The sequence below is a fragment of the Rhodococcus sp. O3 genome (genome assembly GCF_048897285.1).
Classification (GTDB): domain Bacteria; phylum Actinomycetota; class Actinomycetes; order Mycobacteriales; family Mycobacteriaceae; genus Rhodococcus.
Genome location: NZ_JBMBTE010000006.1, coordinates 66,769 through 80,278 on the forward strand (window position 1 = coordinate 66,769; position 13,510 = coordinate 80,278).

The window sequence follows — 13,510 nt, forward strand, 5'->3', positions numbered from 1 at the left end:
GTCAGGGAGCGCACCTTCCCGAGTCCTGTTCGATCCACGGCAACTGGACCGTCTCGCCGTTCTCGTCGGTCACCCGCACCGAGATGGCGCAGATGTAGTACTGGATGAAGTTTCCGTACGCGCCGACCCGCACGAGCTTGCGGAAGTTCTCGGGGGCCTTCTCCAGCGCGGAGTCGAGACGTTGCTTGTCGTCGTCGAGAAGTGGTGCCAGCCGCGCGAGTTCGTCGACGGTGCCCGCGAGCGGTGGCCGTGCCTGGGTGAGCAGGTCCGTCATCGACGCCGTGCCGGTGTCGAGGGCTTCGATCGCGGCACCGATGGGGTCGCGTTCCGCCGACAGTTCGCCGACGAGCCGTTCGAGGCGGTCGATCGTCGCGGCGAAATCGCCGCCACTGTCGGACAGCGTGGTCATCACCCGGTTCAGATTGTCGATCAGGCTCTGCACGATCTCGTTGTTCGCTGCGAGTTCGTTCGAGAAGGAGGACGTCCGTGCCAGCAGTGACTCCACGGTGCCTTCCTGGCCCTGCAGGATCTGCAGCAACGACGACGTGAGTGCGTTGACCTCGGTCGGATCGACGCTGTCGATGACGGGTTTGAATCCGCCGAGCAACAGGTCGAGATCCAGGGCCGGCGCGGTCTGCTCGACCGGGATCTCGGCGCCGGCGGGGAGAATCTGCGTCGACCCCGGCCCTTCCTGGAGCGCGAGATAGCGGTCCCCCACCAGGTTCAGGTACCGCACCGCCGCCGTCGTGCCGGTGGTGAGCACGAGGTCGCGGTCCGCGTCGAAGGTCACCGCGACCGAGTGGTCGTCGCGCAACGACACGTCGGCGACGGTGCCGACGCGGATACCGGCGATCCGCACCGGGTCGCCGGAGCGAAGACCCGACGAATCCTCGAACACTGCCGAATAGGTGGTCGTCGCACCGGTCCGGTACTCCCCGAAGACGAGGACGAGGAGGCCGGACAGCACCAGCATCACGACGGCGAAGGCCCCGAATCGGAGGATCGGGCCGTTGCGGCTGCTCATCGCGGCCCCCGGTCCGGTAGCGCGGGAAACAGATTCGGCAGGGCGGGAATCGGGTTCGGCAGGGCCGGGATGCCGAACGGTGTCGCCGGTGCCGGATCCGGTGCTGCCGGTCCGGCGACCCGCCCGAGCAGCGCCTCCGACAGACCCTCGACGGTGACCGCCTGTCGTCCGGAATCGAACGGGTCGGCACCGACGTCGGCGACGACGAACGGCGGACGGCCTTCGTACGGCACCGGCAGGACCGAACACTGGGGACCACCGGAGGCGGCGACCTTCGGCAGGTCTTCCGGATACCGGTACGGGTCGGTACCCCACAGGAAGTTCGCGGACAGCCCGAGCCCTTCCACGTCCACCGGTTTCGAATCGGCGAGGAAGGCCAGGCCCGTCAGGGAGCAGGTCAGCGCCTCGTTGTATTCGTCGGTGAGTGTCGTGGTCGGCACCAGCAGATCGAGCAGCGTCGTCAGCCCGTCCCGATTCTCGGCGAGAACGGGTTGTCCGGCGTCGGACAGCCCGATCATCCCGAGGAGGAAGGCGTCGAGATTGTGCTGTTCGTCGACGACGGTGTCGCCGATGGATGCGGCGTTCGCGCCGGTCGTGATCAGGTCGGGTGCGGTGTCCGCGTAGGTGGAAGCCACCGCCGGCGCCAGCGCGAGGTCCGTGGCCAGCGCGGGCAGCGCCGGTTCGATCGCGCCGAGAACGGAGTCGAGGTCGACGAGCATCTGCCCGAACCGGTCGCCGCGGCCGTTCATCGCGGCGGCGACCGCCCCGAGCGTCTCGTTCAGCTTCTCCGGCTGTATCCGGTCGAGGACGTTCACGAGTTGTTCGAAGACGGTGTTGATTTCGACGGTGACGTGCTCCGATTCGAGAACCCGACCCGCCTGCAGAGGTACCGGAGACGGGTTGTCCGGTGGGAGGAACTGCACGAATTTGGCTCCGAACACGGTGGTCGACGCGATGTCGACGGAGACGTTCGACGGGATCGCCGCCATCTGTGCAGGATCGAGCGCGAGGGCGATCTCGGCCAGGCCGTCGGGCCGGGCCGTCACGGAGTCCACCCTGCCGACCGTCACGTCGCGCATCTTCACCTTCGCGTCGGGATACATCACCAGTCCGGCGCGGGGCGAGAGCACGGTGATCCGCACACTGCCGGTGAAGCGGCCGTCGAACATGGCGGCCGCACCGGCGACGATGGTGGCGAGCACCGCGATCGCCGCGAGCCCGGCAAGGGGCCGGAGCACGTTCGGTCCCATTTCCACCTCGCTATCCGGACAGGTTGAAGTTGCCGTTGGCGCCGTAGACCGCCAGCGAGACGAGCAGGGTGACGGAGACGACCGCGATGAGCGACGTGCGCACCGCGTTACCGACGGCGGTGCCGACCCCCGAAGGTCCACCGGCGGCGAAGAACCCGAAGTACGTGTGTATCAACAGGATTGTCAACGCCATGAGGAACGCCTGCAGGAACGACCACAGCAGATCGATCGGATTCAGGAACGTCGCGAAGTAGTGGTCGTAGAGTCCGGCGGACTGACCGAGCAGGAACACGGTCGTGAATCGGCTCGCGAGGAACGAGGCGACCACGGCCAGTGCGTAGAGCGGGGTGATGGCGATCAGGCCTGCGACGATGCGCGTGCCGACGAGGTAGGCGATCGGTTCGATGCCCAGCGATTCGAGTGCGTCGATCTCCTCGTTGATCCGCATCGCACCGAGTTGTGCGGTGGCGCCGGCACCGAAGGTCGCGGCGAGACCGATCCCGGCGACGACCGGCGCGGAGATCCGCACGTTGATGAACGCGGCGAGGAAACCCGTGAGCGCTTCGATGCCGATGTTCCCGAGCGAGGCGTAGCCCTGCACCGCGAGGGTGCCGCCGGTCGCCAGGGTGAGAAATCCGACGATGACGACGGTCCCGCCGATCACCGCGAGAGTTCCTGCACCCATGCTGGTTTCGGCGATCAGCCGAAGGGTTTCCCGCCGGTAGCGCCAGGCCGCGACGGGGGCGCCGAGGAGAGCACGGACGTAGAAGATCGCGTGATCGCCGACCCGGCCGAGTCCGTCGACGGGACGCCGCAACAGGTTGACGGTGCGCGCGTACTCGGAACTCGGGGGCACGTGTCGTCACCTGGCCGTCAGTTGGATTCCGATGGCCGTCACCACGACGTTGACCACGAACAGTGCCATGAACGCGTACACCACCGTTTCGTTCACGGCGTTTCCCACCGCTTTCGCACCACCCGAGACCGTCAGCCCGCGATAGCACGCGACGAGTCCTGCGATGAGACCGAACAGCAGTGCCTTGACCGAGGAGATGATCACCTCGTCGATGCCGGTCAGCAGGGTGATTCCGGCGGCGAATGCCCCGGGGTTGACGTCCTGGACGAACACCGAGAAGGTGTAGCCGCCCATCACCCCGATGATGCAGACCAGTCCGTTGAGCAGCATCGCCACGAGACCGGATGCGAGCATCCGCGGTGTGACGAGGCGCTGGACGGGGTCGATTCCGAGAACCTCCATCGCGTCGATCTCCTCGCGGATCGTGCGCGAGCCGAGATCCGCGCACATCGCGGTCGCTCCCGCACCCGCGACGATCAGCACGGTGACCATCGGTCCGACCTGCGTGACCGCGCCGAATGCCGCACCCGCCCCGCTCAGGTCGGCGGCGCCGAGCTCGCGCAGGAGGATGTTGAGCGTGAAGCTCACGAGCACCGTGAACGGAATCGCCACGAGCAGCGTCGGCAGCAGCGACACCCGGACGACGAACCAGGACTGTTCCAGGAACTCTCGCGCTTGAAAAGGACTGCGGAACAAGAACTTCACCGCGTCGGCCGACATCGCGAACAGTCCCCCGACCGCACGAGCCGGTTCCGACCAGTCGCCCGAGAGGAGTCCGCGCACCCATCCGCCCGGCACAGGCCACTCCCGTGGCGCACCGGAGACACCCCGTCCCCAGGATGATTCTCTGATTTCGGATCGCATCGTTGCCCTATCTGCGAACGACATTCTCGCTTGTCGTAAAGCTTACAGTTGATTCGTCAGAACTCAAGGACCGAAGCTCCGCGAGTTGTGAGCAACGATTCTGGCGCACAACTGATCCCACGAACTGCACCGCTGCGGTGACGACGTTCGGCGCTCACTCCACCACGACCGCGACAAGATCCCGATCGAGCGAACGGGAGTACTCGGCGACGACGTCCCCGAGCGGGATCGTCCGATCGAGCAGCCACGAGATCTCCATTCCGTTGATGAACGCGATGATCTCGACCGCCCGCACCGACGCGTCGACGTCCTCCCGGTACCGGCCCGAACGCTGGTGGGAGCGGATCGTCTCGGCAACGATGTCGACGGACAGACGCCATCTGTCGAGCAGCCGACCGTGCAGGGGCGCGTCCGGCATCAGGTTCTCGACCAGCATCACCACGAACGTCCCCACCAACTCCGGCGACTCCTCGATGCGGCAGGCCGTCTTCCGGATCTCCTCGGCCAGATCCCCGGCCGGATCGGCGCGCGCGTGATCGTCCGCGTCACGTGCGTCGAGTACCGCGTTCAGCAGTTGCTCCTTCGACGAGAAGTGGTACAGCAGGCCGGCGGGGGTGACCCCCACCTCCTGCGCGATCTGCGCGAGCGTCGTACCGCGCCAGCCGTTGCGCGTGAGGATGCGCTGCGCGGCGGCGACGATCTGCAGCCGGCGATCCTCCCCCTTGGACAGGAGCGCGTCGTAGGACCTCGTGACCTGCACAGCACCCTCCCGGTCGATGGTCGGACCCACGGGGGATCACGGGAATGCCGCACTCCGAAAGCGCCGCATTCCGAAAACGTTGCCGTCTCGCACCTTTCGGGCCTCCCCGTCCCGATCCGGTGCTGGATGAGAACTCTACTCTCAGAATCAGAGAATAATGCTTGCATCGCAAGACTCGGGGCCCGACACTGGTAGCAGTCGATGAAATCGTTCCGACTGCAGTCCTGCCCAGCGCGCACGCGAATACGAATCCTCCGAAAGGTGGCAGACCTGTGACGACCAGCGCAGCCAGCGACATTCGATACGACCCGTACGACGTCGAGATCAATGCCGATCCCTACCCGATGTTCAAGCGTATCCGCGAACAAGCGCCCCTCTACTACAACGAAACCCACGATTTCTACGCGCTGAGCCGCTTCTCGGATGTGAATCAGGGCCTCGTCGACTACCAGACGTTCAGCTCCGCTCGCGGGGCCATTCTCGAACTCATCAAGGCGAACATCGCGATTCCGCCCGGCGTGCTGCTCTTCGAGGACCCTCCGATCCACGACATCCATCGAAAACTGCTGGCGCGGATGTTCACTCCGCGCAAGATCCAGGCTCTCGAGCCGAAGATCCGCCAGTTCTGCGCCGAGGCACTCGATCCTCACGTGGGATCGGGCCGCCTGGATTTCGTCGCCGATATCGGCGCACAGATGCCGATGCGGACGATCGGCATGCTTCTGGGCATCCCGGAGGAGGACCAGGAAGCGATCCGCGACTTCGCGAACGAGCAGATGCGGACCGAGGAAGGCGGAAGAATGAAGGCCGCGTCCGACGGCATGGTCAGCGGCGACATCTTCGGCGCCTACATCGACTGGCGCGCCGAGCATCCGTCGGACGACATCATGACCGAATTGCTCGAGGTCGAGTTCGAGGACGAGACCGGGACGGTTCGTCGGCTGACCCGGGACGAACTCCTGACCTACGTGAACGTCGTCTCCGGGGCCGGCAACGAAACCACGACGCGGCTCATCGGCTGGGCCGGCAAGGTACTCGCCGAGCACCCCGACCAGCGACGACAACTCGCCGAGGATCCGACGCTGATCCCCAAGGCCATCGAGGAACTGCTGCGGTTCGAGCCACCGGCACCGCACGTCGCGCGCTACGTGACCCGGGACGTCGAGTTCCACGGCACCAACGTTCCCGAAGGCAGCGTGATGATGTTCCTGATCGGCGCCGCAAATCGCGATCACCGCCAGTTCGGTCCCGACAGCGACGTTTTCGACATCCATCGCGAACCCCGCCAGCATCTGACCTTCAGTGTCGGCACGCATTTCTGTCTCGGTTCGGCACTGGCCCGGCTCGAGGGCCGGGTCGCACTCGAGGAGATCCTGAAGCGTTTCCCCGAGTGGGAGGTCGACGCGGCGAACGCCGCGCTGTCGCCGACGTCGACGGTGCGCGGCTGGGACACGCTGCCCACCATCGTTCCCTGACTGCGGACAGCGAAACGCCGCCGGTTCCGGCGGCGTTTCGTCGTCTCCGGGGTACATCGTCCCGTCACCACACCGGTGTGCGCCCGAGGACACCGTCGTCTTCGAGCGCGGCGATCTCCGCGTCGTCGAATCCGAGTTCGGCGAGGATCTCGTGATTGTGCTCGCCGAGCAGCGGTGCGCGGCGGGTGTGGAGGTCGGACGGTCCTTCGGAGAATCGCGCCGCCATCGTGCTGTACCGCGCCGTGCCGAAAACCGGATGGTCGAGTTCCTCGAAGAATCTCCGGTGCGCGAGCTGCGGTATCTCGCTCTGCCGGTGCGGTTGCATCACCTTCGCCACCGGCACACCGGCACCCCACAGCACCTCCACGATCTCGTCCGCCGTCCGGACCCGGCACCACCGCGCCAGCTGCTCGTCGAGAAGGTCGTGGTGGCGACGCCGTCCCTCGGCGGTGTCGAGTTCGGGATCCGCTGCCCATCCGGGATCGCCCAGCGCGGCACGCAGGAACGACCATTGTTCGTCGGTTTCGACCGCGACGGCCACCCAGCAGTCGGGTCGCCCGAACTCGTCGAGTTCCTCGGTCCGGTACAGGTTCTGTGGCGCCGCGACCGGACCGCGATTCCCGTCACGCTCGAGAAGCGTTCCGTACGCGGAGAACTCGATCACCTGCTCCGCGGCGATGTTCAGCGCCGCATCGACCATCGGTGCCTCCACCAGCGCGCCCTCACCGGTGCGGCGGCGTTGTTCGAGCGCCACGAGCAGCCCCACGAGTGCATGGACACCGGCGTTCGGATCGCCGACCGAGTACGGCTCGACCGGATTCTGATCGCGATGACCGGTCAGCCAGCTCAGGCCCGAACTGTCCTCGATGACGTAGGCGAACGCCGGGTTGTCGCGCCACGGACCGTCGAGCCCGAATCCCGGCATGCGGACCAGGATCGCGTCCGGACGCAACGTACGAACGGTGGCGAAATCCAGCCCGATCTGGTCGAGTACACGTGGGGTGTAGTTCTCGACGATCACATCGCACGTCGCGATCAGCCGGCGCAGCACCTCACGACCACGTTCGGAGCGGAAATCCAGGGCCAGGCTCCGCTTGCCGGTGTTCAGAGCGGCGAAGATCGGCGACTTCTCCCACCAGTCGTCCTCGGACACCGGCACTCCCGCGATCAGCCGGGTACCGTCCGGGCGCGAGGCCGATTCCAAGTGGACGACATCGGCGCCGAGCATCGTGAGGACGTGGGTGCAGGACGGTCCTGCCCAGAAACTCGTCATGTCCAGCACGCGCAGGCCGTCGAACGGCCGAACCGGGCCAGGGCCGGCCGAACCGGCGGCGCGGTTGTCCACCGGCCGTGGCGTCCCGACCCGCAGGCGACAGTCCCGCGTGTGTTCTCCGAGGGCGGGCGACGGTCGCGGTTCGGGCAGCGTGCCGGGCTCGATGCGGTACGGGCGAACCGGTTGGACGAAGTCTCCCCGGGGGTTGTCCGTGAACGTCCCCCGGACGCGGTAGTGATCGATTCCGGTGACGTTCTCCCCGTTGCCGACCGGACCGCTCGGAATCCGCAGGGCTGCGGCGAAGTCGAGGATCTCCTCGACGGGCCGCTCCGCGATCCACGCCCGGATCTCCGGGGCCATCTTGATGGCCTGTTCGGTGATGGACAGCGGTGATTCCTCGTCGATCCATTCCGGGTGCCCCACCATGACGCACAGATCGAACCACTGCTGCGCGGTTCCGCACCCCAGCGCGACCAGACCGTCCTGCGCGGTGGCCACCCCGGGTACGGTCAGCCGCCGCTCGGTGCGGAACGGGCGATCGAGTCCGTCGAAGAACGAGACCGGATGGTAGGTCAGGCAGAGGATCTGGGTCTCGAGCATGGACACGTCGACCAGTTCTCCGTCGCCGGTGAGCCGGGTGCGCGCCCGCGAGGCCAGCGCGGCCGCAGCGGCCGTCGCACCGGTCAGCCATTCCCCGATCCTGCCGCCGATGTGCACCGGTGCGCGGTCGGGAGCGCCGCGCCCGAGCCCGATGATCCCGCCGGACCACGCCTGGACGGTGAATTCGGTGGCCGGCCGGTTGCTCCACGGGCCGTCCAGACCGAACGGAGTGATCGCGGTGACGGTCAGGTGCGGATGCGCCTGCCGGAGCTGCTCGGGGCGCAGCGACGGGTGTTCGGCGACCGCCGATCCTCGTGACCACACCACCGCGTCCGCGGTCTCGAGCAGCGCGTGGACCGTGTCGAGGTCCTCCTCCAGGTCGGGATCCGCGACGACGCTGCGCTTGCCTCCTGCCAGGAACGCGAACAGCGCTCCGTCGCTGCCGGATTCGATCCGGGTACCGGAGGCGCTCCAGGTCCGCAACGGATCGCCGCCGGGTGGTTCGACCTTCACCACGTCGGCGCCGGCATCGGCCAGCATCTTCGTGCAGTAGGCACCGGCGATGCCCGTCGACAACTCCACCACGACGTGTCCGCTCAGCGGGGCCGAGCCGGCCCCGCCTCCATCGTTGCCGTCCACGAATCTCTCGGTCCTCCTCCGGTCTCGAAGCACTGGGCCGTTCGGGCACCGTCACAGACCGAGGAAATCGATCACGTTCCCGCTGACGATGCGGGCCGCGGCTTCCGGACCGACCGCCTCGACCACGGCGGCGAGGGACTTTTCCGAGTATCCGAACGTGCTCTCGTTGTGCGGATAGTCGGACGACCACATGATCTTGCCGATTCCGATCTCGTCGGCCATCGACAGTCCCAGCGGATCCACCATGAACGAGGCCCACATGTTCTCGTCCCAGTAGTGCCGGATGTCGTGTTCGACGGGACGGTCCAGCATGTGCCGGAACGAGGCGAGCAGGTGCTCGGCGTCCTGGATGGCGGCCGGCACCCAGTTGATCCCGCCTTCGAACCAGCCGATCCGCAGTGCCGGATGACGATCGATGATGCCGCTGAAGATGTACTTGGCGAACATCTCCCGGAACGGGGCGACGTTGTGCATCATGCCGACCGCGACGCTGTTGATCTCGCACGGGCTCGACAGCGGCGCTTCCCCGATGTGGTGCGAGAGCGGGACTCCGGACGCCTCGATCTCGTCCCAGACCGGGATCATCGCGGTGCTGCCGTAGTCGATCTGATTGCCGTCGTTGTCCTTGCCCGCCGAGAGTGGAAGCAGGAAGGTCTTCAGGCCGAGCGATTTCAGTTCGGCGAGCGTGCGCCGGGCACCGGCCGCGTCCCACCAGTTGATGAGTCCGACCCCGTAGAACCGGCCGTTCGACCGTTCCTGCAGTTCCGCGATGTACTCGTTGTATATCCGGAAGGACAGTTCGCGAACTTCCTTGTCCGGGTAGAACAACAGCGCGAGGAGTGCATTGGGGAAGGCGAGCTCGACATCGATGCCGTCCTCGCCGAGATCGCGAATCCGGGCTTCGAGGTTCGTACTTCCGGACCCGTCCAACGGGTCGTACTGCATGAGTACGTGACTGAAATCGCCCGGGAGGAACGACTTTCCCTTGCGCCCGAGCTGGTACGCGCCTTCCTCGTACCAGACGCGCGGTGCCCGGTCCTTCATTTCTTCCGGAAATCGCTCGAAGAAGATGTCGTCGGCGAGCGAGATGTGGTTGTCGGCCGAGAAGACCTTCGTCCCGGCGGGCAATCCCACCCCACCCGCGGCGTGACCGCGCCGGTCCTTCGGTGGACCGAATCCCTCGGGTGGATACAGCAACGAGCTCGCGTTCGGAACCGGCATCGTGACCCTCCGTTTCGGATCGATTGGTTCACACATTTCGCGACGCGACATCGGTGTGATGCCCGTCGAGGTTTCGTCGGACCGGACGGGTGGTCACCACGCGACCGGCAGAGAGTAGACGCCGAACGCCAGACGGTCGTGCTTGAACTCGACGTCCTCGAACGGAATCGCCAGGCGCAGAGTCGGAATACGGCGAAGCAGCGTGCTGTAGACGATCTGCAGCTCCGCCCGCGCGAGCTGCTGTCCGACGCACTGGTGCGGCCCGAACCCGAACCCGACGTGCATGCGAGCCGGCCGGTGCACATCCAGTTTCTCCGGTTCGGGGAATGCCTTTGCATCCCAGTTGGCCGGTGCGAGGTCGACGATGATGCCCTCCCCCGCGCGGATCGTCTCGCCGGCGATCTCGATGTCCTCGACCGCGACGCGGCGCTGACCGTTCTGGATGATGCTCAGGTAGCGCAGCAGTTCCTCGACCGCGTTGGCCAGGATCTTCTTGTCGTCGGTGTCGCGGACGACGGCGAGCTGCTCGGGGTTGCGCAGCAGCGCCAGGGTGCCGAGAGCGATCATGTTGGCGCTGGTTTCGTGCCCGGCGATGAGCAGACCGGTGCCGAGCTGCGCAGCCTCCTTCATGCTGATCTCCCCGGCCCGGACGCGTTCGCCCAGTTCGGACACGACATCCTCGGCGGGTTCGTCGATCTTCGACTCGATCAGCTTGATCAGGTATTTCGCCAGACCGGTCCGGCCTTCGGCGGCCTGCTCGGCGGTCGCGTACCGGTCGACGCCGATCGTGGCGTGTGCCTGGAAGAACTCGTGGTCCTCGTAGGGCACACCGAGCATCTCGCTGATGACCAGGGACGGAACCGGGAGCGCGAGGGCCGTGACGAGATCCGCGGGCCGAGGTCCGGCGAGGATCGCGTCGATGTGCTCGTCGGTGATCCGCTGGACTGCGGGGCGCAGCGCGTCGACCCGCTTGAGAGTGAACGGCTTGGTGAGCATCCGCCGGAAGCGCGTGTGTTCCTCCCCGTCGGAGGTGAACACCGAGCGCGGGCGCTTGTGCACCGTCGAGAGCATGCCCTCGTTCCAGTGCGGGAAGCCCGGCTTGCGGTCGTCGACGCTGACCCGCGGATCGGACATCAGCTCCTTGAGTTCGGCATAGCCGGTGACCAGCCACGGCGTGCTGCCGTCCCAGATGCGAACCCGGCTGAGCGGGCGCTGCGCGCCCATATCCAGCACCCGTGGCGGCGGCGCGAACGGACATTCCGCGGCCCGGTCCATGGGATACTCGGGAATGTCTGCGGCTGTGACGCTTTCGGGTCCTGCCAGCGTGTCGAACATCTCGCTCCTCGTGATCGGTCGTGGGTCATTCCTCGATGCGGATGGCCAGTGCGGGGCACATCGACGCGGCCTCGCGAACACCGCCGGCGAGGTCCTCCGAGGGGCTGTCGTCGAGGAGTACGACGATGCCGTCGTCCTCTCGCTGGTCGAACACCTCGTCGGCGTGCGCGACGCACTGCCCGGCGGCTATACATCTGTCCTGGTCCACGTAGACCTTCATGGCGTCTTCCTTCGTGGGTACGGATGTGGGCCGTGGTGCCCGAAACCGGAGGTCAGCCGGTAGTGACGGGTGCCAGCAACAGGCCGGTGATCGCGTCGATCAGGCTGGTGCCGGTCGCGGTCCAGTCGGAGCCGGTGCCGCCGTCCGCGAGCGTGCGCTCGAGCTGAGCGCTCGTGTGCACGATGAGCAGGCGGGCCATCGCGAAGCGTTCGCGGCGAACATCGGGCGGCAGGTCCGGCAACGACCGTTCCAGTCCCGCGATGATGGTCAGCAGCGACTGCGAAGTCAGCGACTCCTCCGAGACCACGTCGCGGAACGAGGGGTCGGGCATGAGCTGTGCACTGAATCGTGCGTACCACGTGGGGTTTCCGAGCGAATCGAGATGCTCGGTCAGCGGGCGCACCAGGCAGGTCACCCAGTCCCGGACATCGGCGGAGTCGCCGACCTGCGCAACCATCCGATGGCAGAGCCGTTCGACGTGCGCGTTGTGCTTGCGCACGATGGCCCGGACCAGGTCGGCTTTGGTTCCGAAGTGGTATCCGACAGCAGCGTTGTTGCCCTGTCCGGCCTCTTCACTGATTTGCCGGTTGGAGACGGACGCGATGCCCCGTTCGGCGAACAACCGCTCGGCGGCCGCGAGAATCGCCCCCCGGGTCGCGCTGACACGCTCGGCGCGAGCTGTTCGATTCGCGGTGGTCATCGCATCCGCTCCTTGTGTGCCCCACCCAGCGAGGCGTCGGCTCTCGTTCCGGGTGAGGACGTTGCGATCGGGGGCGGCCACCCGAGCCTTCACTCGGGTGGCCCCTCGATCCCATCCCCCGTGATCCCCGTCACAGTAAAACCGACGGTTGCAGCTAAGTCAAGCAGTTGATTTAAATTGCCGATCCGCGGCGTGATGCCTGCCGGTCTCCGCTCAGGACGTCGACGCAGGGGCGGCCGGTGCGGGAGCAGGCTTCCGGCGCAACGGTTTTCCCGCGGTGGTGCCACCGTCGACGGGAAGCACCGTCCCTGTGAGATAACGCGACCGATCCCCCGCGAAGTACAGCGCGGCTTCGGCGACGTCCTCCGGGGTCCCGTCCCGTTCGAGCGGGCGATCCGTCTGCATCGAGGCACGGACCGCACGCGTGAGCCGTTCGCTGCGCTCGTCGGCCATCGCACTCATCGACGTGGTGAGCAGGGCCGTGGGAATGCTGCCCGGCGCAATACAGTTGACGCGGATGTCGTACTGCGCCAATTCGATCGCCGCCGACTTCGTGAACTGGATGATCGCGGCCTTCGACGCTCGATAGGTCATCACGCCACCGCCGGCCTGGATCCCGCCGATCGAGGACATGTTGACGATCGACCCGCCACCGTGCTCGGCCATGAACGAGGCCGCGTACCGAGTGCCAGCCATGACACCGAGCAGGTTCACTGCCATGACCCTGCCGAAGTCGGCGAGGTCGTCGTGGAGGAAACCCTTGTGCATCTTGCCCGGAATGCCGGCGTTGTTGCACATGACATCGAGTCCGCCGAAGCGTTCGACCGCGAATTCGACCGTGGCCGCGACCTGCTCGATGTCCCCGACGTCGGTGTACCGGAACACCGAGGCCGGGCCACAGGCACGGACCAGCTCCTCCGCACGCTCACGTTCCACGTCCGCGACGACCACCCGAGCACCCTCGGCGACGTACCGCTCGACGATCGCGCGGCCGATCCCCGATGCTCCACCGGTGACGACGGCAACCTTGCCGGTCAGTTCGTTGACCATCGATTCGATTCCCTTTCGATTCGGAAGACCGCCCTGGACGCACATTCGCAGCGATCCGACCACCTCGGACGCATCCCACATCGCCGAGACCGCAACGCCGCTGACATGCGTCGGCGCCGGAAGCGAGTTTCACCTGCATCGATCCCTGAACGCGACGCAGAGCCCCACCGGCCGCGAGGGTACGGGAAAGAATGTTCCCCAGGACGAGGAATCCGGTCTTTCGCAGGCATTCGACCGTGGAAG

12 protein-coding genes are annotated in these 13,510 nt (G+C 66.5%); 1 reads left to right on the top strand and 11 read right to left on the bottom strand.

All coding sequences use genetic code 11. The features are described from left to right. Window position 1: 1 nt before the first annotated feature. The 5 genes from ACN675_RS03790 to ACN675_RS03810 form a co-directional block, all read right to left on the bottom strand. A complete protein-coding gene (locus ACN675_RS03790; RefSeq protein WP_420749579.1) occupies window positions 2–1,024 on the bottom strand; it encodes an MCE family protein in 1,023 nt (340 codons plus the stop codon). After that, window positions 1,021–2,274, bottom strand: a complete 1,254-nt coding sequence (locus ACN675_RS03795) for an MCE family protein (RefSeq protein ID WP_420749580.1) — start codon at window positions 2,272–2,274, stop codon at window positions 1,021–1,023. Before ACN675_RS03795 ends, ACN675_RS03790 begins: the two co-directional genes overlap by 4 nt. A 10-nt stretch (window positions 2,275–2,284) precedes the next feature. Further along, the gene (locus ACN675_RS03800) at window positions 2,285–3,130 is read right to left on the bottom strand and encodes an MlaE family ABC transporter permease (protein WP_420749581.1); all 846 of its coding nucleotides are present in this window, start codon (window positions 3,128–3,130) and stop codon (window positions 2,285–2,287) included. 6 nt (window positions 3,131–3,136) lie between these two features. Further along, window positions 3,137–3,850 carry an MlaE family ABC transporter permease gene (locus tag ACN675_RS03805; protein WP_420749611.1) on the bottom strand — a complete coding sequence of 238 codons (714 nt, stop codon included), beginning with the start codon at window positions 3,848–3,850 and terminating at the stop codon, window positions 3,137–3,139. A gap of 298 nt (window positions 3,851–4,148) precedes the next feature. After that, window positions 4,149–4,754 carry a TetR/AcrR family transcriptional regulator gene (locus tag ACN675_RS03810; RefSeq protein ID WP_420749582.1) on the bottom strand — a complete coding sequence of 202 codons (606 nt, stop codon included), beginning with the start codon at window positions 4,752–4,754 and terminating at the stop codon, window positions 4,149–4,151. A 272-nt stretch (window positions 4,755–5,026) separates the two neighbouring features. Between ACN675_RS03810 and ACN675_RS03815 the strand changes: the two genes are divergently transcribed. Continuing rightward, window positions 5,027–6,229 (top strand): cytochrome P450, encoded by a 1,203-nt coding sequence (locus tag ACN675_RS03815; protein ID WP_420749583.1) that lies wholly within the window; start codon window positions 5,027–5,029, stop codon window positions 6,227–6,229. Window positions 6,230–6,293: 64 nt separating this feature from the next. Here ACN675_RS03815 and ACN675_RS03820 read toward each other — a convergent pair whose 3' ends face one another. From ACN675_RS03820 to ACN675_RS03845, 6 genes are all read right to left on the bottom strand, one after another. Beyond that, on the bottom strand, window positions 6,294–8,741 hold the full coding sequence (locus ACN675_RS03820; protein ID WP_420749584.1) for a CoA transferase: 2,448 nt from the start codon (window positions 8,739–8,741) through the stop codon (window positions 6,294–6,296). 51 nt (window positions 8,742–8,792) lie between these two features. After that, window positions 8,793–9,962, bottom strand: coding sequence for an amidohydrolase family protein (locus ACN675_RS03825; protein ID WP_420749585.1), 1,170 nt, complete (start codon window positions 9,960–9,962; stop codon window positions 8,793–8,795). A gap of 93 nt (window positions 9,963–10,055) precedes the next feature. Then, window positions 10,056–11,297: a cytochrome P450 gene (locus ACN675_RS03830; RefSeq protein ID WP_420749586.1), complete on the bottom strand. Its 1,242-nt coding sequence runs from the start codon at window positions 11,295–11,297 to the stop codon at window positions 10,056–10,058. 25 nt (window positions 11,298–11,322) lie between these two features. Continuing rightward, the gene (locus ACN675_RS03835; RefSeq protein ID WP_420749587.1) at window positions 11,323–11,517 is read right to left on the bottom strand and encodes a ferredoxin; all 195 of its coding nucleotides are present in this window, start codon (window positions 11,515–11,517) and stop codon (window positions 11,323–11,325) included. Window positions 11,518–11,569: 52 nt separating this feature from the next. Further along, window positions 11,570–12,217 (bottom strand): TetR/AcrR family transcriptional regulator, encoded by a 648-nt coding sequence (locus tag ACN675_RS03840; RefSeq protein WP_420749588.1) that lies wholly within the window; start codon window positions 12,215–12,217, stop codon window positions 11,570–11,572. Between the two features lie 213 nt (window positions 12,218–12,430). Next, window positions 12,431–13,267, bottom strand: coding sequence for an SDR family NAD(P)-dependent oxidoreductase (locus tag ACN675_RS03845; protein ID WP_420749589.1), 837 nt, complete (start codon window positions 13,265–13,267; stop codon window positions 12,431–12,433). Window positions 13,268–13,510: the final 243 nt, after the last annotated feature.

Bases quoted from the DNA above. Each gene is read 5' to 3' on its own strand.
- ACN675_RS03840 (WP_420749588.1), bottom strand. From the start codon at position 12,217: ATGACCACCGCGAATCGAACAGCTCGCGCCGAGCGTGTCAGCGCGACC.
- ACN675_RS03835 (WP_420749587.1), bottom strand. From the start codon at position 11,517: ATGAAGGTCTACGTGGACCAGGACAGATGTATAGCCGCCGGGCAGTGC.
- ACN675_RS03845 (WP_420749589.1), bottom strand. From the start codon at position 13,267: ATGGTCAACGAACTGACCGGCAAGGTTGCCGTCGTCACCGGTGGAGCA.
- ACN675_RS03805 (WP_420749611.1), bottom strand. From the start codon at position 3,850: ATGTCGGCCGACGCGGTGAAGTTCTTGTTCCGCAGTCCTTTTCAAGCG.
- ACN675_RS03790 (WP_420749579.1), bottom strand. From the start codon at position 1,024: ATGAGCAGCCGCAACGGCCCGATCCTCCGATTCGGGGCCTTCGCCGTC.
- ACN675_RS03795 (WP_420749580.1), bottom strand. From the start codon at position 2,274: ATGGGACCGAACGTGCTCCGGCCCCTTGCCGGGCTCGCGGCGATCGCG.
- ACN675_RS03830 (WP_420749586.1), bottom strand. From the start codon at position 11,297: ATGTTCGACACGCTGGCAGGACCCGAAAGCGTCACAGCCGCAGACATT.
- ACN675_RS03825 (WP_420749585.1), bottom strand. From the start codon at position 9,962: ATGCCGGTTCCGAACGCGAGCTCGTTGCTGTATCCACCCGAGGGATTC.